This is a genomic window from Paracoccus onubensis (assembly GCF_003591515.1).
Lineage (GTDB): Bacteria > Pseudomonadota > Alphaproteobacteria > Rhodobacterales > Rhodobacteraceae > Paracoccus > Paracoccus onubensis.
This window is the reverse complement of record NZ_QZCG01000009.1, coordinates 178,403-199,796: the sequence shown is the minus strand read 5'-3', so window position 1 is coordinate 199,796 and position 21,394 is coordinate 178,403. Positions and strand designations below refer to the sequence as shown.

The window sequence follows — 21,394 nt, the reverse complement described above, 5'->3', positions numbered from 1 at the left end:
GCCGCAATCTCACCGGCCTCCGGTCAGATCGGCCTCTGGAAGTCTCTGGTTGGATGATTGACCGGGCTCCACTTGCCGCTGAATGAAAATCCCGGGGCAGGTCAGGGAATGCTCCGGAAGAAGAAGCAAATTTTTAATTTGCCCAGCAAAAGGACTACCGGCGGGCTTGACGTGTGGCAACTATTTATTTACGAACGATCGTGTTGAAAAAGGAAAGACCATGGGCCGCAAGCGTAGTATTGATCGTGAATGCCTGATGCAGGCCGTCGAATGTGTTGCGCGTCGTCATGGCGTAAGCGGTCTCAGCATTGACGCCGTTGCAAAAGAGGCTGGCATCAGCAAGTCCAGTGTCGTCTATGATTGCGAAAGCAAGGCCGGGCTTATGGTCGCATTCACGCGCTATCAGCTTGACCAGCATCGCGACAAATTCGAAGAGGCTTATGCCCGGCATGAGGGTAAGCCCAATGCTTGCCTGCGCGCAATGATCGATGAATTCCGCACAGCGCCGACTGACGAAGATATTGCCATGGCGCTTCTGATAAGTGCGGGCATGGGCGAGAGTGCCGAATGCCATGAAATCATGCGCCAGGAACTTCGCGGCGATGCAGAGCGCGTCGCGGCCGGCGCGGCCGAGCCGCGCAAGATGCTACGGGCGCTTCTGACACTGCATGGCATGGCTTTCATGGAATATTTCGGTTTCCATCGTTTCGATGACGTGACCCGAAATGAGATCCTCGATGACCTGATGGCCATCGCGGACAGCGACAAAGGTGCGCCAGCCGACAAATAGTCTTTTCCTCCTCCACCTAATCATCTTCCTCCCCGAAGACCGATCTGAAAGTAAGACCATTGCATTATTCCCGAACGCCTGGCAGGCTTGCCTGCCTGATGGCCGGCTTCGTATTGCTTGCCGGCCCCGTCCTCTCACAGCAACTGCCTCCGCCCGAGGTCAGCGTCCTGACGCTTCAGCCCGAGCCGTTGCCCGTCATCAATGAATTGCCCGGCAGGGTCGCCGCGACGCGCACGGCCGAGGTGCGCCCGCGTATCGGCGGCATCGTCGTCAGCCGGGTTTTCGAACAGGGCAGCACCGTGAAGGCGGGTGACGTCCTCTATAAGATCGACCCGGCGCCCTACGCCGTTCGCGTTGCCAGCGCCGAGGCGACATTGGCCCGCGCGGAAGCCAGCCGCAAGAACGCCGAGGATCAGCTTCGCCGTACCGAGCAATTGCGCGAACGCCGTGTGACTGCCGGGGTCGAACTGGACAATGCCACGACGGTTCTGGCGCAGGCCGAGGCGGATGTGGCAATCGCCCGGGCCTCGCTGCAGGAGGCGGAGCTGAATTTCGGCTATACCGATGTCACTGCGCCGATCGATGGCGTGGTCGGCCGCGCCCTTGTGACAGAAGGCGCGCTGGTGAATGCGGAAACCGACGTCATGGCGACGATTCAACAGCTTGATCCCGTTTATGTGGATGTGACGCAATCATCCGCGGATCTGTTCGCGCTGCGCCGCGCGCGCGATGCGGGGACCCTGATGATGGAGACATCGGAAGAGGCGCAGGTTCAGTTGATCTTCGATGATGGCACGGAATACGCTCATCCGGGCAAGTTGCTGTTTTCCGAGGCGAATGTTGACAGCACAACAGGGCAGATCACATTGCGGGCGGAATTTCCCAACCCGGACGGGGATCTGTTGCCGGGGCTTTATGTCCGTGCCCGGATCGAACAGGCCGTGCGCGAAAACGCTTTGGCCGTGCCGCAGATGGCCGTGCAGCGTGACCAGTCGGGGCAATCCTATGTCTATGTGCTGAAGGATGCCGATACCGTCGAACGCCGTGATGTCCGGCTTGGCCAGACCCTCGACAATCGCTGGCTGGTCGAGAACGGATTGGCTGCGGGTGACAAGGTCGTGGTGGAAGGCGCGCAGAAGCTTTACCCCGACGCCAAGGTCGTTCCCGAGCCGGTGGAACTTGCCCAATCCGCCAAGGCGGATGATGCCGCCCCGGGCGCACAACCTGCGATCGAGGTCGCGGATCGTGCCACCGCCTCTTCGGCTCCGACCAGGGAATAATACCGGATGGCACAGTTCTTTATCCTTCGCCCGGTTCTCGCCTGGGTGATCGCAATCTTCATCGTTATCGCCGGGTTGATCGCGCTTCCGCAGATGCCGATCGCGCAATATCCGCAAGTGGCGCCGCCGCAGATCCAGATATCCACGGTCTATACTGGCGCGACACCGACCGAGATGTATCAATCCGTTGCCCAGCCCATCGAAGAGGAACTTAACGGCATTCAGGGCATCCAGTATTTCGAATCGACATCGGATGTCTCCGGCGCGATTTCGATCACTGCGACTTTTGCGCCGGGAACCGATGTCGGGACCGCGCAGGTCGATATCCAGAATGCGGTAAGCAGGGTGGAGCCTGTCCTGCCGCAAACGGTCGTGGATCAGGGTGTTACCGTTGAAGAGGCCGGGGCCGGGTTTCTGATGATGGTGTCGCTGACCTCGATCGATGGAACGATGGATGCGGTCGCGCTTGGCGATTATATCAACCGCAATGTCGTGGGCGAGATTCGCCGGATCGACGGTGTGGGCCGTGCGCAGGTCTTTGCGTCGCAAGAGGCGATGCGGATCTGGCTTGATCCCGACAAGCTGACCGGTCTGAACATGTCGCCTGCCGATGTGCAGGCAGCGATCCGGGCGCAAAACGCCCAGGTCGCCGCTGGGCAGATCGGCGCTGATCCAAACCCCGTCAATCAGGAACTGACCGCGACTGTTCTGGTCAAGGGACAGCTGACCGAGGCCGAGGAATTCGGAAATATCGTGCTGCGCGCCAATACCGACGGCTCGACGGTACGGCTGCGCGATGTCGCGCGGATCGAGATCGGCGCGGATACCTATAATTTCGCGTCACGACTGAACGGTCAGCCCACGGCGGCGATCGGCATTCAGCTTTCCAGCACAGGTAACGCATTGGCCACCTCGCATTCTGTGCAAACCGCGATGGAAGAGCTGTCGCAGTTCTTCCCCGAGGGGATCGAATATGCGGTCCCTTACGATACGGCGCCCTTTGTCGAGAAATCCATCGAGAAAGTCATCCATACGCTGGTCGAGGCCGTGGCTCTCGTTTTCGTCGTGATGTTCCTGTTCCTGCAAAACTTCCGTTACACGGTGATCCCGACCATCGTGGTGCCGATCGCACTGGCGGGTACGCTCGGGGTGATGCTGGTTGCCGGTTTTTCGATCAATGTGCTGACCATGTTCGCCATGGTTCTGGCGATCGGTATCCTTGTGGATGACGCCATTGTCGTGATCGAAAATGTCGAACGTATCATGGCGCGCGAAGGTCTTCCGCCCAAAGAGGCCACGCAAAAGGCGATGGGCGAGATTTCGGGCGCAATCATCGGCATTACGCTAGTTCTGGCGGCGGTCTTCATCCCGATGGCATTCTTCCCGGGTTCCACCGGGATCATCTATCGCCAGTTTGCCCTGACGATGGTGGTCTCGATTCTGTTCTCGGCCTTCCTCGCATTGACGCTGACACCCGCCTTATGCGCGACATTTCTCAAGCCGATCAAAGGGCATCACGAGAAAAAGGGTTTCTTCGGCTGGTTCAATCGCAAATTCGATGCCGCGACCCAGCGTTACGGGCGTGGCGTATCGGTCCTGACGCGGCGCACCGGGCTGGTGATGCTGATCTATCTGGGCGTCGTGGCGTTGACCGGTCTGGGCTTCACCTCGCTGCCCACGGCATTCCTGCCGAATGAAGATCAGGGCTTCGTCATCGCGGATATCCAGACACCGCCAACCGCCAGTTCGCAGCGAACCGATGCTGCGATCCGCACGATCGAGGAATATTACGGTGAGAACCCGGCGGTTGAGAATGTCGTGGGGATTCGCGGTTTCTCGTTCTCGGGGCAGGGACCGAATGCCGGTCTGGCCTTCATCACCTTTACCGATTGGGCCGAGCGTAACCAATCCGCCAGCGAGATCGCGGATGCTGCCAATATGGCGCTGTTCCAGACCAAGGACGCGCAGATCTATTCGCTTTCGCCACCGGCGATTCCGGGTTTCGGCACCTCGGGCGGCTTTACCTTCCGTCTTCAGGACCGGGGCGGGGCCGGGCAGGAGGCACTTAACGCCGCCGCCCAGCAGCTTATGGACGAAGCGCAGGCGGGTGGTATCGTCACCGGTCTGCGGGTCGAGGGGATGCCTGCCGCGGCGCAGGTCGCGATCAATATCGACCGCGACAAGGCCCAGACTTTCGGCGTGGCCTTTGGCGATATCAACCAGACGATTTCGGCCAATCTCGGCTCCAGCTATGTGAATGATTTCCCGAATCAGGGAAAGATGCAGCGTGTGATCGTGCAGGCACAGGAAGAAAGCCGGATGCAGGCTGAAAGCATTCTTGACCTGACGGTGCGGAATTCGAATGGCGGTATGGTGCCATTTTCCTCCTTTGCGACGCTGGACTGGGATCAGGGGCCAAGCCAGGTGGTCGGCTATAACGGATATCCGGCCGTTCGCATCGCCGGTAATGCGGCAGAGGGCTATTCCTCGGGTGCCGCCGTCGCCGAGATGGAGCGGTTGGCCGCCCAGTTGCCGCAGGGCTTCGCCTATGAATGGACGGGCCAGACGCTGGAAGAGATCAGTTCGGGCAATACCTCGACCATTCTTTTCGCGATGTCGATCCTGTTCGTTTTCCTGCTGCTGTCGGGCCTTTATGAAAGCTGGGCGATTCCGTTGTCCGTGATGCTGGTGGTGCCGCTTGGGGTGATCGGCTGCATCGCGGCGGTGATGCTGCGTGACATGCCGAACGATGTCTATTTCAAGGTCGGCCTTATCGCGATCATCGGGCTTTCGGCCAAAAACGCCATCCTGATCGTGGAATTCGCCAAGGATCTGCGCGAGCAGGGCATGACCCTGATCGAGGCGGCGGTCGAGGCCGCGAAGCTGCGTTTCCGTCCGATCCTGATGACGTCGATGGCCTTCACGCTTGGCGTGGTTCCTCTGGCCATCGCCACAGGCGCTTCGGCGGCCAGCCAGAACGCGATCGGCACGGGTGTCATTGGCGGCATGGTCGCGGCGACCATTCTTGGGGTGTTCTTCGTGCCCGTTTTCTTCGTGTTCGTCCTTGGATTGTTCAGCCGGACCAGAAGACGTGCCGCGAATTCCGAAACGACGGCGGCCTGACAAGGTCTGCCGCGCGCGGGCGGGGATGCTCCGACCCTTGCCCGCGCCTTATCCATTCACGCCCTGATTATCGGGGCTAAGAAAGTTCAGTTGATCCAGATGTCCCAATCCTCAATCCTGTCCCGCCGTATCGTTCTGAGCGGCCTTGCCTCGTCATTTGCGCTGGCCGCATGCAGCCCCGCCGCCTATCGCGCCCCCGAAGCTGACCTGCCCGAGCGGTTCGCTGCCGACAGCCCCGCCCGCCGCGCGGGAACCAACGCGTGGTGGTCGGCATTTCGTGACAGCCGGCTTGACGGACTGGTCGCCGCCGGGCTGGCGCGCAACCTTGATGTGCGGACCGCCGTTTCGGTCATCCGCGAAGCGCAGGCGAATGCGCGGCTGGTCGGCTCAAACGATCTGCCAAGCGCCGATGTTACGGGTGCAGCCTCGCGCGGCGACAGCGAAGGCTCGGGGGCCGTGATCGAGCAAAGCTCGGCGACACTGGGGGTTTCCTGGCTCATCGATATTTTCGGGGCGAACCGGGCGGCGCGACAGGGGGCCTCTGCCCAGCTTGACGCAGCCTATCTTTCGGCCGAGGTCGCACGGCTGACCGTGGCAAGTGCAGTCGCGCAGGCCTATGTGGATGCGCGCTATTACCAGGAAGCCGCGGCCTTGACCCGGCAAAGTCTTGAAAGCCGCAAGCGGACGCTGACCCTGACCCGCGAGCAGGATCTGCTTGGCAGCGTTTCACGCATCGAGGTCTTGCAGGCCGAACAACTCGTGACGCAGGCCGAGGCCGCGCTTCCCGCGCTGGAAGCGGGCTATGATCAGTCGATCAACAGGTTGGCGACGCTGATCGCAAGCCGCAGCGCCGATGTGGCGGCGCGTCTGCAGAAGGGCGGAGGCCAGCCGCGCGCCCGTTATCGCGCCAGCGTCGGTGTTCCTGCCGATGTGGTCCGGGCGCGCCCCGATGTCCGCGTGGCCGAGCGGAATCTGGCAGCCGCCGTCGCGGCAGTGGGCGAGGCGCGGGCGGCCTTTTATCCCAGACTTACGCTGACGGGCAATGTGACCCCGATCGATCTGGGCCGCGCGGGCAGTATGAAGACCTGGGGTTTCGGCCCGCAAATCTCGGTGCCGCTGTTCAATGCCGCCAATCAGGCTCAGCTTTCGGTGGCACAGGCCCGGGCCGAGCAGGCGCGGCTGGCTTGGCAATCGGCGGTTCTGAACGCCGTGGAAGAGGTCGAGAACGCCCTTGCCGGTTATAATCGCGATGCCCGCGCAGTCGATGCACAGTCGCGCCTAGTCGAGAATGCGCGCGAAGCGGTCGATCTGGCCCGGACCTCCTATGAACTGGGCGATGCGGATTTCTTCCCGGTTCTCGATGCCGAACGCACGCTCCTCGAGGCGCGTCAAAGCCTTGCCAATGCCGTTCGCGAACAGGCGTTGAATTTTGTGGCGCTCAGCGCGGCATCCTCGGGTGGGGTGGGGCTTCCGGCGGGCAAGTAATTGAAAGGGTGCCGTGATTGTACAGCTCGTTGTTCAGTTTCTGGAGGCTGAAATATATGCGGTGGGATCTGAGGCAGGAATTCTTCGGGCTCATTCAATGCAGAAACGGGATGAACCAGTAAGCATGACGGATCAATTGCCTGGTGGCTGCCAACTTTGATGTCCGGCATCATGAACCGACGGCAGTCAGCGCCAGATGATGAGGCAGGTGCCCGGTGCTATACGGATCAGCTGGTTGCAGCATTGTGGAAGATGTTAAATGCCCGCGATATTGCGAAGCAGTGCTCAAATTCCACCCTCGAGGTGGAAATTTATAAATAAAATATATACTTAATTGGAAAGTCCGTCCTGTTTGTGCCGCGACCCGAATGTTGCGGGTAGGCGTCGGGTAAGCAGAGATTGCAACGTGACAGTAACGCTTGCAGCAGAGTGCCCCCTTACAATTATCCCATCGCCGCAAGACTCACGCTGGTGTCGTTATCCGACAGTGTATCAAAAGCCCCGTCACCGGTCACGGAGCCTATCTCCTGATCGGATGGGAACTGGTCGAGCAATTCCGGTAACATCGGCGCATCGCCGATATGACTTCCGTTTGCAGGCTCTCGCGAATCAGTGGCGTTCGCCTGCTCATCTTCGATGGCTCGTATCTCTGGCGTTTGCGGATGAATGCCTTCATTGTCATCACCGCCTGAAGGGTGTTTGAACGGCCGTTACAGGCCGGCATTTCTTCCTGTCACCAGCGTTCGGAGCAAACTGCCGGCAGCACGCATGATTTCGGTGACAGCATCTGCGCGGTCGGCCTCGGGGTTCCAGTTGGCGATAAGGCAGTAGCTACAGGCATTCTCGCCCACGAAGAGGCCCGCATCCGCGCGCACGCCGCTATCTGAACCCGTCTTGTTATAAAAGCTTTCAGCCCCATAAGCGGAGCCATGTATCAGGGGATCGAGGTTCAGCGCGGAGGCAATCATGGAATGGTCGGTGCCCGTTCCAAGCCAGTACTCCACCTGTGCATCCACATCCCTGGAAACCAGATTCCGGCGGTGCATGCGTGCGAACAGATCGGTCCAGTCCGATGCTCGTCCCTCGCTGACGGTCGGCGGGTGCGCAGGCCCCCGATCGTCCCTGATATAGTCTGCCAGCAGACTTTCGGAATATCCCAGCACATTGCTCCGGGCCCGCACAGCGTCGAGGCCGACGCGATGCAACAGTGCATTGGTCGCCCAGTTGTCACTGACAGCCGCCACGAGGGTGGCAGCATCGGCAAGAGGAAGGATATCGGTTTTCAGATACCGCCAAAGGCCCGAATCCTGCACTTTTGGAACGTCGCGGCGGTCTATGGGCTCATCAGCTGTAAGCGTCCCCTCACTCAGCCGCGCCGCCACTTCAATAAGCAGGAATACTTTTGCCAGGCTCGCTGTTTTCAATACCCGCGTCGCACCCAGTGAAAAGGCGGTTGTGTTGGTTGGAATGTCGCGAAGCTCGATACTCCAACGGATATCCGGAGTGCGTGCGATCAGACTTTCCAGGCAAGAGCTTTTATTCAATTTTCATCCATTTGTTTGTCATGATTATGGCGGGTCTCGTGGAGGGCGTAAACGTATTTATCACCATTGTCCGGTTGATGGCATTCCGTCAGAGAGGAATGCTTTCGCATTGACCGTCGCCTTTCTGTGGCGCTTTTCGAGCGTGACCGGTAAGCCGGTTTTATGTGCTGTTTCGGACAGGATGCGGCACAAATCCTGTCGGGTCCTGTCGCCGGGCTGGAAAGTGTAAGATTCCCGCTTGTTCCGAAATCACCCGGCCGCCCATGACGGATTTACCCTGGCACAAAGGATGAAATGATCGCCCGTGATGTTCAGTTGCTGCTTGTCCTGATATGATCTTCCGTTACGTCTGCAATTCGGTTCAGGATTAAAATAATGTCCCTTCAGAGATCGCCCCTTTCAAAGGATTTGAAGCGCCGCTTGGACACCGTGCTCAGGGACATTGAAGCGGAATTAAGGGAAAGCACTGAGCGTGGCGAGGTTGCGAACTACATTCCGCCGCTGGCGAGTATCGATCCCGCTAAATTCGGTATCGCGGTTGTCCTGCCTGACGATACGACGTTGCTGGCGGGAGATGCCGATGAAAAATTCTCGGTTCAAAGTATTTCCAAGGTTTTTGCCTTAACTCTGGTTCTTGGCAACAGGGGTGACAGCATCTGGCAGCGTGTTGGTCGCGAACCTTCGGGCGATCCTTTCAACTCCAGCGTCCTGCTTGAACTGGAAAAGGGTATCCCGCGTAATCCATTTATCAATGCCGGGGCGATCGTCGTCGCGGATATTCTGCTTGGTGCTTATCAGCCCCGGGAGACAATCGGTGAGTTTTTGCGGTTCATGCGGTTTGTCACCGCCGATGATGATATCTATATTGATCATCACGTTGCTCAGGCTGAAAATGATTCCGGCTTCAACAACGCAGCTTTAGCCAATCTGCTGAAAGCCAATGGTAATCTTGACGGTGCGCCCGCGCATGTCCTTGGCGTCTATCACCACTACTGCGCACTTGCCATGTCTTGCCGGCAGCTTGCGCGCTCCGGGCTGTTTCTCACCTCATCCGGACGCAACCCGATTACCGATACGCGCATCGTGGCCGCCCAGCGCGTGCGCCGAATAAATGCGTTGATGATGACTTGTGGTCATTATGATGGTTCGGGCGATTTTGCGTTTCGGGTCGGCATACCAGCAAAAAGCGGCGTTGGCGGCGGTATTCTGGCGATTGTACCCGGCATTGCATCAATCGCCGTCTGGTCTCCAGGGCTGAATCGACATGGTAATTCTCTTCTTGGTACGCAAGCATTGGAGATGCTGTGCCAGCAGATGAACTGGTCCGTTTTCTAAGCTTATACTGACATCTGAATAGAGTTCCGATATTCGCCAGGATCAAACACTCACATCTGGCAACCCTATCTGTCAGACGGGGCGATCCACCCGGCTTTGGCAGGATTTGAGCAGGGCGTGGCAATAGTGAACATGTATTTACATCATAAAAAGCCCCGCGCAGGGAGGAGGGAGCGCGGGGCTTCTTATTGCGCCCGCAGGGAGGAGGAGGGCGGGCATAGGCTTCCTGTTGAACTTCGGCCTGTGTTGATAGTTACCTCTTTTCTTCGCGGCACCAATCTTTGGCGTGGAAAATCTGTGGCAAAAGCATCGGATGCTGCTTATTCCAGCAGGTCTCATGCTGCGATGCAGAAACACCGGGCATGAAGAAGCCCGCATCAGGGAACCGGGTTTTCCCGGAAGAGATTTCGGAACGCCGATCATGAAGGTGCTTTTCTGGCTGCTCTGCGAAACCGGAGATATATGAGTCCGGGTCCTTCGGCCGTGAAGACTGCCAAAACCGTCCCCTATCTGGCGCGCGAACGTGATATCCGAGTTGAAAAAAAATAATGACCACGCCTCCGGACGAATCGGCATGCATGCTGAGGACTGAGCGCGACGATCATGATAGGTTATGAATTCATATCCCATAGGGTGCTCCGCATATTGCGGTCCCGAAAACATAACAATCTATTTCAGATGGATGCATGTTCCGGAAAAACGTTCCACAATCACCTGCCCGCGCCGGTTTCTGGCCTGTTAAATTCGCGCCATGCCTGTAAGACAATCGCGCATATCTGCGAGAGAGGTATTTCATGTTGAACCGTCGCGCCTTCTCGGCTGCCCTTTTATCCACGGTTGCCGCCCCCGCCGCGATCCGGGCGCAGGCCCAGACCATAAGTGACTTCCGTTCACAGGCCATGGGACTGTCCCAGCTTCACGCGATCATGGTGCAGCGCGGTAACGATATCCTCGTTGCCGAAGCTCCGCGTGGCCCCGGTCTCGACCGTGCCGCGAATATCAAATCCTGTTCGAAAAGCATTGTGGCGTTGCTGACCGGTGCTGCAATTTCACAAGGGGCCATTGCCGGGGTCAACGCGACGTTGGGATCAGTCGCGCCCGGCATCATCCCGCAGGACGCAACGGCCGGCGTCGCGGATCTGACGATCGAGGATCTGGTTACGCTGCGCGCCGGCCTTGAAGGTACTTCGGGCGGCAATTATGGAAGCTGGGTAAATTCGGGCGATTGGGTCGCGTTCGCTCTGCGCAGGCCGATGATCGCCCGGCCCGGCCAGCGCATGATCTATTCGACCGGCAGCACGCATGTTCTTGGTGCCGCGCTCGCGACGGCGACCGGTGAAAGTCTGCTTGAACAGGCGCGGACCGTTCTTGGCGGGCCGCTTGGGATTGAGATCCCGGCCTGGACGCGCGATCCGCAAGGCTTCTACATGGGCGGTAACGAAATGGCACTGACACCGCGCGCCATGTTGCGGATTGCCGTTCTCATGCGCGACAGCGGACGGTTCGAGGGTCGGCAGGTCATTCCGTCCGATTGGATGCGGGCCTCGGTCCAGCCCCGTACGCGCTCACCCTATTCGGGCCTCAGCTATGGCTATGGATGGTTCCTCAGTGACAGTGGTTTCGTGATCGCCCGTGGTTATGGCGGACAGATAATCGCTGCCCATCCTGAACATGCGCTGGCGGTCGCCATCACGTCGGACCCAAATGTCCCGGCGAGATCGGATGGACATTTCGGACAATTGATGGATTTGCTTGAGGGTGCTGCGCTTGCTTTGACCTGAAGTGACGCGCATGTCGGGTTGGTTCGTCGTGATCCTGCGCCGCATGCAGGACGGCGGCATGACATTCCGGCGGGGGTCGCGTTCGCGAATGGACCTGCAACCCGTTGCATGCCTGATCGCAGGCCGACCCGGTGGGGGAGGATCAATTGGTCACCGGTCAATGTTCAGGAGAGCCCATACCCCTTACTTGCCGACCAGCAGACTCGGGGTGACCGCGAAATGCTTGCGGAACGCCGTGGTGAAATTCGCCGGATGAGAGTAACCGGCGATCATTGCCGCCTCACTGATACCGAACTCGCCACGCATCAGCCCATCTCTGGCGCGCTCAAGCCGAATGCGGCGGACATATTCGAAAACGCCGCAACCTTCATCCTGACGGAACAGCGATTGGAGGCCGCTGACACTGATGGCGGCCTCTTTCGCGATACGGGCGACGGAGATGTCATTGCAGGCTTCCACCGCAATGAACTCTTTGGCCCGCCGCAGTGCCGCAGCCCTTCTTTTAGATGATCCGTTCAGTCCTTCGGTGATCGATGCCTCGCGCTTTGTCGCACAGCATATGGACTCCGCTACGATCTGAATTGTCAGGGCCTCGGTATATAATCTTTGAAGCGGTGTCTTGTCGATGGATGCAGCCATCACGGCACGAACAAGTTCCAGCAATTGCTGCGGCACAAGCCAGCGGTGATCGATCAGGTTCTCGGCGAACAGGGTCTGTGTCGCGCCTTTGTCCCGAGCGGTATCATGACCGTGGATTTCCAGCCATTCCCGCGACGCGTCAATGACCAGGTGAGTGACTTTCTGCCGGGAAAGGGTGCGGCGTGAGAATGTCTCGGCGCGCGCATTCATCATCGTCACCGCGTGGATAGGTTGACTGTCCAAAGCCTGAAACCCAAATCGGCGGTCGCCAATGCAGGTGTCCACCGTACCATTCAGAAAGAAGATGCAGGACAACCCTTCTTCGATCGACGAGTGAACGTCGAACGCCCGTTCTTCGATGAAATCGCCGCCATGCAGGGTCAGTCCGTTTCCCAGTTTTCTTTTCAGGAACCGGCCCGACATCAGTGCCGTGTCGTCGTCGACATCCGATGGGATATCCAGACGGATCTCACGGCTGGCGCAAAGATCCGAAACGGTTACCTGCTCGGCAGGAGCCGATAGGCTGTTCACTGATCCGTGCTCGTACATTCGCCCTGCCTAATCTTCAGTATTTGTTGTTCCGCATAACTCTTTTGCATATGCGCAAAACCCTTTGGCTTGGCGGAAGATTAACAGGCGGCTACAGACTAGGCAATCTTGACTGTTCCTATCAGATTAATCACGGAGCCAGCGATGCGTAACGGAAATTGCAGGTCAGTTTGCAGACGCGTCTTGCAAAATGGCGTGGCCATCCTGTCAACCACAGTATCGATGGCAAGTTTTGCCGCCGCGCAGGAGGTGCGCGATGCCGATGCCGACGGGCAGCCCACAATTCTGGACGAAATAACGCTGAACGCGCAAAATGACGCGACCGGTGGCGACATGCTGATACCGCAAGACAGCCGTTCAGCAACCAAGTCGGATATCCCGCTGACACGGACCCCTCAGACCGTGAACGTGGTGCCACGCGCACAGTTCGAAGCCCAGTCCGCCGATCTGATCACGGAAGCGCTGCGCTATACGCCCGGCGTTATGGCCGAATCCAATGGCTACGACATCCGCTATGACTGGCTGTGGATCCGCGGCTTCGACGCTTATGGCTATACATGGCAGGATGGTCTTCTCCTTCCCGGCGAACCGGCGAATTATGCCACTCCGGCGATTGATCCATTCACGCTGGAGCGTGTAGAGGTGATCAAGGGGCCGGCTTCGGCGCTTTACGGGCAGAATATGCCGGGCGGCATGATCAATCTGGTCAGCAAGCGCCCTCGGTCCGAGGCCAGCCGCGAGGTATTTGCCAAGACCAGCAGTCTGGGCGGCTATCAGATCGGCGGGGATTTTACCGGGCCGCTCAACCGTGACGGTTCGCTAAGCTATCGCCTGATCGGCACTGCCAAGAATATGGGCAGCCAGATTGACCGGGAACGTAATCGCAAGCTGACCTTCGCGCCCAGCCTGACATGGGAGCCGGATGACAGCACCCGCCTGACCGCATTCGCCTATTATCAGAAGGATGAGGATACATTCAGCCCGCGCTTCTATCCGGCACATGGGACATTGCTGCCGAACCCCGCCGGAGAAATCCCCCGTGACCTGTATCTGGGCGATCCGGCGGCGGATGAATTCAACCGCGAATATGCTGCGATCGGGTATGAGCTGGAACATGACCTGACTGCCAACTGGACGCTGCGTCAGAACCTGCGTTATGCGCGTTCCAGACAGGACATGTTCCTTGTGCTGGTCAACCCCGCCTTTTCATGGCCCGGCTGGCCGGGAACCCCGGGACCGGTGATGAACCGCGTCACCGCGGCCTCAGACGACGAATTGCGCAGCCTGGCAATGGATCTCAGCGTCGAGGGCAGGTTCGCAACCGGTTCTGTCGATCATACGGCACTGATCGGTGTGGATTACAGTTGGGTCCGGTCATCGACCAATTTCGGCAACTCGGCCATGGATGTCCCTGTTCCGGGACTGGACTTCACCGATCCGGAATATGGCGGTTTTTCGGTGGATCGTCCGCCCTTTACCCGCTCGGCCGTGCAGAACCGGCGTCAGCTTGGGATCTATGTTCAGGATCAGTTAAGCTGGGGTTCGTGGATTGCGACCGCTGCGCTGCGCTATGACAGATCTGAAATCGATACATTCGATCGTATCGCGGGCGCGCGCCAGCCCGACAATAATGACGACGCCGTTACGGGGCGTCTTGGGATTAGTTACCAGTTTGCGAATGGAATATCACCCTATGCCGCCTATTCCAGCTCGTTCGTTCCGCAATTGGGCGTCGGAGACGACGGCAAGCCCTTCGAGGCAAGCAAAACCGAAATGTACGAGATCGGTTTGAAATATACGCCGCCGGGCACCAGCAACATGTTCACCGCGTCACTATTCCAACTGACCGAGGACAACACCCTGATCCCCAACCCGCTGGATGGCTGGGCGACGATACAGGGCGGAGAACAGCGCGTGCGCGGGCTTGAGCTCGAGGCGAAATTCGCCATGACGCCCCGTCTGGACGTGATCGCGGGCTATGCCTATTCCGACTCGGAAGTGCTCAGTTCGGTTTACGAAAGCGCTGTTGGCAACGAGGTTCTGCGCCTGCCGCGTCATCAGGCATCGCTGTGGATGCAATACAAGGATGCGGGCCTGCCCGGTCTGGATATCAGTGCGGGAATCCGTGGCGTCTCGGATTATCAGTCCAGCCCGCAGCATATCGAGGAATTGCGCATCCCCGGCTATGGGCTGGTTGATCTGGGTGTCACCTATGATCTGGCCGAATCTCCGTGGAAGGTGGAAGGGGCGACGGTACAGCTGCATGCCAGCAACATCTTTGACAGACGCTTCGTCGCGCAGTGCCTTAACCTGACAGGCGGAAGCTGCAATTATGGCGAAGGCCGCACGATCGAGGCAAAAATCGGTTACAAATGGTAATACGCACCCAAAAGAAAGGCGCAGGGCGCGTGCGCGGCATCACCTTCATCATGGCATTCGCGTTCATGCTGTCATGCGGGACAATAGCGCGTGCCGAAATCACGCTGACCGATGCCACGGGGCGCGAGGTGGTGCTGGATCAGCCCGCCCGTCAGATCGGTATCAATGAGGCCGATCTGATCCTGTCGCTGATGCTGCTGAGCGACGATCCCGTCGCGCCGATTGCCGTATGGGGCAGCGCGCAGCGGCTGGATCCCGGTATCAAGGCGGCCTTGCAGGCGAAATTTCCGCAGATCGACCGGATCCCCGAGGCAGGGTCGGCCACGCCGTCGGACTTCTCGGTCGAAGGTGTCGTCGCGCAGGCCCCGGATCTCTATGTCATCCGCATTTTCGATCCCATGTGGGAACCTGTTCGCAAGCGTCTGGAGGCCGCGGGAATTCCGGTGATCTATCTGGACAGCCCGGATCTGCCGGTGACGGCGCCCGAGGATCGCGTAACCTTTTCGCTGAAGCTTCTGGGCGACGCCATCGGTCAAGGGCAGCGCGCGCAGGAATATGAGGAATTCATCGCGCCGCGCTATGCGCGGGTCGCCCGGCTTGTCGCCGATGCCCCGGCCCGCCCGCCGGTGCTGGTCGACGGTCATGCGACACCGGATTGCTGCTGGGTGCCGGGTGCGGGAAATCGGCTGGGCGATCTCGTGGATTTCGCAGGCGGGCAGATCGTCGGTTCGGAACTGGTTTCGGATTATGCTGGCAAGATCGCGGCCGAACATATTCTTGCCGCCGATCCGCAGGTTCTGATCGCGACTGGTGGTCCGCATCTTGCGGCATCGCATGGGCTGGTGCTGGGCGTGGGGCGCGATGACGCTTCGGCGCAAGCCTCGCTCGATTCGGTGCTGGCGACCGGTATTCGCCCGGAATTATCAGCCGTGCGAGAGGGTCGTGCGCATGGCATCCTGCACCTTCTGACGATCTCTCCCTTCGAGGTTCTGGCCGTCGAGGCCTTTGCCCGCTGGATTCATCCCGAAGCGGCAGGCGATATCGATCCCGCCGAAACATTGGCAGAGATGAACCGGCGCTTCCTGCCGGTGCCGCTGGAAGGCACATTCTGGATCGATCAGCAGGCGGCGCCGTGACATCCGTTGCCGAACAGATCGCCGTTTACAGAAGCAGTCAGAGACGGCGCAGGTTGTTCGTCGCATTATTGGCAGCGGGCTGCCTGCTGTCTTTGCTTGCCTCTCTCATCATAGGACCATCGGGAGTATCGCCGGGACAGATTATCGCCGCAATGTTCGGTCAGGGTGATCGGACTACCGGCGTGATCCTGTGGCAACTTCGGCTGCCGATGGCCCTGCTGGCCCTGTTGGCCGGGGCAGGACTGGGCCTGGCCGGAGCCGAGATGCAGACCGTTCTGGATAACCCATTGGCCGAACCCTACACGCTGGGCGTGTCGTCGTCAGCCGCATTGGGCGCGGCGCTTGCCATTGTGCTGGGTATCTCGGTTCCCGGTTTCGGGCTGTGGGGCGTGCCGTTGAACGCATTTCTTTTTGCCTTCGGAGCGCTTTCCCTCGTGCAATTGCTGATCCGGCTGCGTGGCGCGGGCACCGATATGCTGGTCCTGTTCGGGGTGGGGGTCGGACTGACGGCCTCGGCCCTGTTGTCGCTGATCCAATATGTCGCCAGCGCAGATACGCTGCAATCGCTGGTGTTCTGGATGATGGGCAGTCTGACTCGGGCGGATCTGCCGTCGCTGGCCGTTCTGGCTGCGGTTCAACTGGTTGTCATTCCCTGGTCGCTGATGTCGGCGAGGGATCTGATGGCCCTGCGATTGGGTGAGGATCGCGCCCACGCCATGGGTATCGCGGTCGATCGCCTGCGGCTTTTCTCGTTGATCCGCATCAGTCTGCTGGCAGGAACAGCGGTGGCCTTTGTTGGCATTATCGGATTCATCGGTCTGATCGCGCCCCATATCGCGCGGCTTTGCGTGGGTGAGAACCATCGCCTGCTCTTGCCCGCAAGCTGTCTGACAGGCGCGCTTATCCTGTCGCTTGCAGGTATCGCCAGCACTGTGATCGTGCCGGGAGTGATCATCCCGGTCGGAATCGTGACGGCACTGGTCGGGCTGCCGGTTTTCTTTGCAGTCATCCTGCGCCGGGGGCGTATATGACAGCGGATTTGCAGATCAACGGGATAAGCTGCGGCTACCGCAACCGGGCGGTGATCCGAGATATCACGCTGCCATTGTTGGAGCCGGGGGCCATCGTGGCGTTGATCGGCCCGAACGGGGCGGGTAAATCAACGCTGCTGCGGGGGCTTGCCGGATTGCTGCCTGTTACCGGATCGGTGACGTTGGACGGGCAGGAGCTGGTGCATCTGCCCGCGCCACGCCGTGCCGATCTGGTCGGGTTCATGCCTCAGAGCGTGATCGGGCGGGTCGGGCTCAGCGTCTTGGAATGCGTCATGACTGCGCTGCCGCGTCATTCGCCCGATGGCATGGAGGCTGATGTGGCGGCGCTTGCCGTCCTCGCGCGGCTTGGTGCCGACGATCTGGCTAATCGCGCGGTCGGTCAATTGTCGGGAGGCCAACGGCAGGCTGTCGGGCTGGCCGTCGCGATCGCGCGTGATCCAAAGCTGCTGTTGCTGGACGAGCCGACAAGCGCGCTGGATCTCGCCCGCCGCCACATGATCATGCAGCATGTCCGCGATCTGACACATGACGGCCGCATCGCCATCGTCGTGCTGCACGATCTGGCATATGCCGCACAATGGGCCGACCGGATCGCCGTCCTCCACGAGGGCCGGCTATTCGCCTTCGGGACGCCGGACGAAGTATTGACCCCAGACATGCTGCGCCAGGTCTATCGGATCGAGGCACGGGTCGAGCGTTGCTCGGCCGGGCGTTTGCAGATCATGACCGACGGTGCCGCCACACTCACCCAACAGGAAGCCAGAAGATGAGCCACTTGCTGACCGCGCGGGCAGATATCACAGTCAATGAACCCTCAGCTATGCTGAAACGGCTCTGCGAACATATCGCCGAGCACGGGGCAATTTATAGTCGCATGGAATCCCGTCATGACCTGCGTTTTCCCTTCGGCACGGCCCTCCTGCATGAAAATGCCAATCATGTGCGGGTCGAGGTCGCGGGCGGAACCTTTCCGGCATTGTTTGATCTGCGCAGCATCATCGCGGGGCATATGCAGGAATTTGCGGCACAGCCGTTGACCATTCATTGGACAGGTGACGGTGCCAGAATGACACGACCTCCCAATTACCGGATGCTCCGCGTTGTGGAAACGCAGGATCTGACTCCGCGTATGCGCCGCATCTGCTTCGCGTCCGATGATCTCTCGCTTTTCGCAGGGCTGGACAATATCCATGTCCGGCTTGTCTTTGCTCCTGATGGACAGGGGCTGGCCGAACCTCGGATCAGCCCGGACGGCTTGGAGAGTTGGCCGGACGGCCCCGACAAGCCGGAGTTCCGCCGCTATACCATCCGCGACATCGACGTGGCCGCCGGCGTGCTGGATATCGATTTCGTGCTTCACGCCGAGGCTACGGGACCGGGCAGCCGCTTCGCGGAAACCGCTCGCGCAGGCGATCGTATCGGGATGATCGGGCCGGGTGGCGGCAGCCTGCCGCTGGATCGCGACTGGTATCTGCTCGCAGGGGACGAAACGGCCTTGCCGGCCATCGCGCGCTTTCTGGAACTGTTGCCCGATGCGGCGCGAGGGCATGTGATCATCGAGATCGCGAATGAGGCAGAGCGGCAGCCCCTGGCGCATCGCCGCAACATGAAGGTTGACTGGATCCTGCGCACCGACGGTTTTGTACCGGCGTTGCAATGCCATGCTCCACCTGAAGACGCGCAATCCCCATTCATCTGGGTCGGGTGCGAAGACAGCGCCTTCCGCGAATTGCGCAGATATGTCCGAAATGACCTGGCGCTGAAGAAGGGCTATCACAGTATCGTCGCCTATTGGCGTGAAGGCCATGCGGCGGATTAACCTGACGGTACCATCACGGGAGGCTGATCAGTGCGGACATATGCGATGAATCATTACGATCAGCCTTATCCGAGTGGTCAGGCGGAATAGGCGATGCGGCGGCATCATCCGCGCTGCCATCATCCGCGCCACTATCCTTATCTTCCGGAGCTGAAAGTTGCAGCGATAGACCCGAGCCCGGTCATGCACTGACAATTAAATCGGACCAATCAGATGGGGCGGGGCAAGGCATCGCCATCCGAGATGACCGCAGCCGGAAGATCCTCCTGTCGGCCATATTCTTGCGGCAACCGGTATATATTGGCTATGAATCCTGAGCCTAATCCGGCGCCGCCGTTCTCGGTCATGGCGACCGGACGGCATCAATGGGTCCTGATATTTCTATCAGCTTTTCCTCCCAGATGTATCTTTCAGGGACATCGGCAACCATCAATCCGAACTTGCTATCAAGCCAATCCGGTACTGCCTCCTTGATACTGGCGCCAGAAAATCCGTCGCCGGCCCGCTCGATTATATTCCCATCCTGCAAAAGCAGTTTTAGCTTGAAGCCCCATCCTTTCTTCTCGCCATTTCCGCGAATATCGATTGTTTCGGAACATTTCCGAATATGCGGATCATGCAAAAGATCTTCGGTGACCGATCGTGGATCGTCCAAATCCACATGTAGCGCCGCCGCCGTCATGAAGGGCACGCTGTATTGTGCCGACATGATGTCTTCGGGTTGCGGAATATTGTGGTGAGACAAGACCTTATCGCTCATCTCCAGTGAAATTCCGGTAATACCCTGCGGCTTGAGACGGTGTTGCGCTGCAATCTCGCGAAGTGCTTCGGCTGGTCCATGTACGGTGATATGGGCAGCATAGCGCTTGAAGCAGGTTTGCCGGATTTCCCATTTCTCGCCCAGATCACGCGTCAGAAGAGAAGGGTCCGAATGATCGCAATAGGCGTCCAGCAACCCGAAACGGCCTTCCAGAACGGTCAACGGGCCCTCGAATCTGCGTCGGGACAGTGCGGCGGCGGTCATGCCGGCTTGATCCCAAGTAACGAGAAGGACAGCAGGACCGGTAAATCCGACGAGGTTGGCCCAGATGCGCCGTAGATCGGCGGGTTCTCGATGAGTTGCCGGACATTCTCGACGGAATCGTCGGAGGTCGCCGCATCGGTGCTTGCATAGACCAGCAGTCCGAACGGAGACGCGAGGAAGGGGCGGAAGCTTGGCAGGTCATATTCGACCGCCGGGTCTTTCAGCAGATACCGGAAAAAGGTTCCCGTGGCGATTGCGGCGATATCCAGCCCATCCGGATTGGCCCGGGCGGCAAATTGGTTGATACCCCGGACCGAACCACCTCCGTCGATATTCTCGACAATGATGGTCGGCTGGCCGGGAAGGTGCTTTTCCAGGCCGATCGCGAATAACCGGCCATGAATGGTCGAACCGCTCCCCTCCTGATAGGGGATGATCATATTGACCCGCTCGCCAGAGAAGTCGGTTTGCGCCTGGGCAGGCGCGGCAAGCCCGAGGCCAAACCCGGTCACCGCAACAAGCATGCTGCGCCACGCGTTGCGTGAAACCGCAGGCCAAAAATTCGTCAATGTCATGTTCATCTTATCCTCCCTTCATTGATTGCGCCGCGGCGCATGGGTCGTGCTTTCACGCAGCGGAAGACGCGCCCCTCGCGCATGCGAAATCGGCTGCGTTGCGGCCAGCCTGACGACCGAAGGTTGCTCCGCTCATCAGTCCGGTGCCGCTTGCATAATTGTGAAAGAACAGCCCGCCGGCGATCTCGCCTGCCCCATAGAGCCCTTCGATCGGCGATCCATAGATTGACTGCACCTGCGACGAGGTGTCGATCCGGCCAGTTCGGTGCTTGCGATCTCACCCGGCGGATTTTCCGAAATGGCCGCTACCGCGACAACGCTGCATCCGAATGTCGCGCTGGTCACCGTCTTTCATGTCGTCCGCGCTTTCATCATCAACGGCTTTTCGGCGGTGTTCTGGAGGAAATTCGGAACCTGAAATGGTTGCGGACTCCGTTGCACGGATCGCGCCGATCTCCGCAAGAGCGTAAGATAGCCTGGGCCGGGAGCGCAAATAATATACTGATTACTTGTCTCCTGTCTGACGAGCGGGTTTGCGGCACAGAGACATGGCAAAGCAGCGAACCTGATAAGACGGTCGTTTATCCGCCGGAACTGCGGGCTGTGCAGGAAAATGGATAGATCACAATCTTATGGTATGTTACCTGATGAGGCGCAAACCGTTCGAAGGATGCTGTCAGAGAGAGACCATCATTTTCAATACACAACCTTATTAACGATTATCACCCAGAAGAAGCGCAACATCTGCGCGAAATGATCTCGGATTTTAATTCAGTAAATCATTGCGTTGTCAGAAAAGCTATTCAGGGGGGGCGAAATTTGTCTAGCCCAGAAAGTACATGTTGCGCGTTTCGTCATCCGAAAAATTCGACCGAACCAAGCC

Annotated in this window: 16 protein-coding genes and 1 pseudogene; 12 read left to right on the top strand and 5 right to left on the bottom strand. The window is 59.1% G+C overall.

The features are described 5' to 3' along the window. Positions 1-220: 220 nt before the first annotated feature. The 4 genes from D3P04_RS14310 (at position 221) to D3P04_RS14295 (ending at position 6,678) form a co-directional block, all read left to right on the top strand. A complete protein-coding gene (locus tag D3P04_RS14310) occupies positions 221-790 on the top strand; it encodes a TetR/AcrR family transcriptional regulator (protein ID WP_119750040.1) in 570 nt (189 codons plus the stop codon). Between the two features lie 98 nt (positions 791-888). Next, the gene (locus D3P04_RS14305) at positions 889-2,070 is read left to right on the top strand and encodes an efflux RND transporter periplasmic adaptor subunit (RefSeq protein ID WP_119750039.1); all 1,182 of its coding nucleotides are present in this window, start codon (positions 889-891) and stop codon (positions 2,068-2,070) included. 6 nt (positions 2,071-2,076) lie between these two features. Further along, positions 2,077-5,193, top strand: coding sequence for an efflux RND transporter permease subunit (locus D3P04_RS14300; protein ID WP_119750037.1), 3,117 nt, complete (start codon positions 2,077-2,079; stop codon positions 5,191-5,193). A gap of 99 nt (positions 5,194-5,292) precedes the next feature. Beyond that, positions 5,293-6,678 carry an efflux transporter outer membrane subunit gene (locus D3P04_RS14295; RefSeq protein WP_119750168.1) on the top strand — a complete coding sequence of 462 codons (1,386 nt, stop codon included), beginning with the start codon at positions 5,293-5,295 and terminating at the stop codon, positions 6,676-6,678. 473 nt (positions 6,679-7,151) lie between these two features. Here the strand turns inward: D3P04_RS14295 and D3P04_RS23960 are convergent. Both D3P04_RS23960 and D3P04_RS14285 read right to left on the bottom strand, forming a co-directional pair. Further along, a pseudogene (locus D3P04_RS23960) lies at positions 7,152-7,349 on the bottom strand (hypothetical protein); the annotation flags it as partial. Between the two features lie 39 nt (positions 7,350-7,388). Continuing rightward, the gene (locus D3P04_RS14285) at positions 7,389-8,222 is read right to left on the bottom strand and encodes a serine hydrolase (protein WP_119750035.1); all 834 of its coding nucleotides are present in this window, start codon (positions 8,220-8,222) and stop codon (positions 7,389-7,391) included. Positions 8,223-8,597: 375 nt separating this feature from the next. Here D3P04_RS14285 and D3P04_RS14280 point away from each other — a divergent pair, with 375 nt between their 5' ends. Together D3P04_RS14280 and D3P04_RS14275 are read left to right on the top strand one after the other, a co-directional pair. After that, complete coding sequence (locus D3P04_RS14280; RefSeq protein ID WP_119750033.1) at positions 8,598-9,557, top strand: glutaminase; 960 nt, start codon at positions 8,598-8,600, stop codon at positions 9,555-9,557. A gap of 794 nt (positions 9,558-10,351) precedes the next feature. Beyond that, positions 10,352-11,338 carry a serine hydrolase domain-containing protein gene (locus D3P04_RS14275; RefSeq protein ID WP_119750031.1) on the top strand — a complete coding sequence of 329 codons (987 nt, stop codon included), beginning with the start codon at positions 10,352-10,354 and terminating at the stop codon, positions 11,336-11,338. Positions 11,339-11,521: 183 nt separating this feature from the next. On the opposite strand, the gene D3P04_RS14270 is transcribed toward D3P04_RS14275, so the two are convergent. Next, complete coding sequence (locus D3P04_RS14270) at positions 11,522-12,508, bottom strand: helix-turn-helix transcriptional regulator (RefSeq protein WP_182912872.1); 987 nt, start codon at positions 12,506-12,508, stop codon at positions 11,522-11,524. Between the two features lie 240 nt (positions 12,509-12,748). On the opposite strand from D3P04_RS14270, the gene D3P04_RS14265 reads away from it, so the two are divergent. From D3P04_RS14265 to D3P04_RS14245, 5 genes are read left to right on the top strand one after another with little or no spacing between them, the layout of a single operon-like run. Then, entirely contained in the window at positions 12,749-14,905 is a 2,157-nt protein-coding gene (locus tag D3P04_RS14265) for a TonB-dependent siderophore receptor (protein ID WP_182912871.1), read from the top strand. A gap of 29 nt (positions 14,906-14,934) precedes the next feature. Next, entirely contained in the window at positions 14,935-16,041 is a 1,107-nt protein-coding gene (locus tag D3P04_RS14260) for an ABC transporter substrate-binding protein (protein ID WP_182912870.1), read from the top strand. Beyond that, a complete protein-coding gene (locus D3P04_RS14255) occupies positions 16,038-17,072 on the top strand; it encodes a FecCD family ABC transporter permease (RefSeq protein WP_182912869.1) in 1,035 nt (344 codons plus the stop codon). Before D3P04_RS14260 ends, D3P04_RS14255 begins: the two co-directional genes overlap by 4 nt. Then, positions 17,069-17,863 (top strand): ABC transporter ATP-binding protein, encoded by a 795-nt coding sequence (locus D3P04_RS14250; protein WP_119750021.1) that lies wholly within the window; start codon positions 17,069-17,071, stop codon positions 17,861-17,863. The genes D3P04_RS14255 and D3P04_RS14250 overlap by 4 nt, the downstream gene beginning before the upstream one ends. Next, positions 17,860-18,912, top strand: coding sequence for a siderophore-interacting protein (locus tag D3P04_RS14245; protein WP_119750019.1), 1,053 nt, complete (start codon positions 17,860-17,862; stop codon positions 18,910-18,912). The genes D3P04_RS14250 and D3P04_RS14245 overlap by 4 nt, the downstream gene beginning before the upstream one ends. A gap of 343 nt (positions 18,913-19,255) precedes the next feature. Here D3P04_RS14245 and D3P04_RS14240 read toward each other — a convergent pair whose 3' ends face one another. Together D3P04_RS14240 and D3P04_RS14235 are read right to left on the bottom strand one after the other, a co-directional pair. Further along, a complete protein-coding gene (locus D3P04_RS14240; RefSeq protein ID WP_220475346.1) occupies positions 19,256-19,867 on the bottom strand; it encodes an MmgE/PrpD family protein in 612 nt (203 codons plus the stop codon). 65 nt (positions 19,868-19,932) lie between these two features. Next, the gene (locus tag D3P04_RS14235) at positions 19,933-20,517 is read right to left on the bottom strand and encodes a type 2 periplasmic-binding domain-containing protein (protein ID WP_119750015.1); all 585 of its coding nucleotides are present in this window, start codon (positions 20,515-20,517) and stop codon (positions 19,933-19,935) included. Positions 20,518-20,740: 223 nt separating this feature from the next. Between D3P04_RS14235 and D3P04_RS23955 the strand changes: the two genes are divergently transcribed. Next, positions 20,741-20,929, top strand: a complete 189-nt coding sequence (locus tag D3P04_RS23955; protein WP_119750011.1) for an AbrB family transcriptional regulator — start codon at positions 20,741-20,743, stop codon at positions 20,927-20,929. Positions 20,930-21,394: the final 465 nt, after the last annotated feature.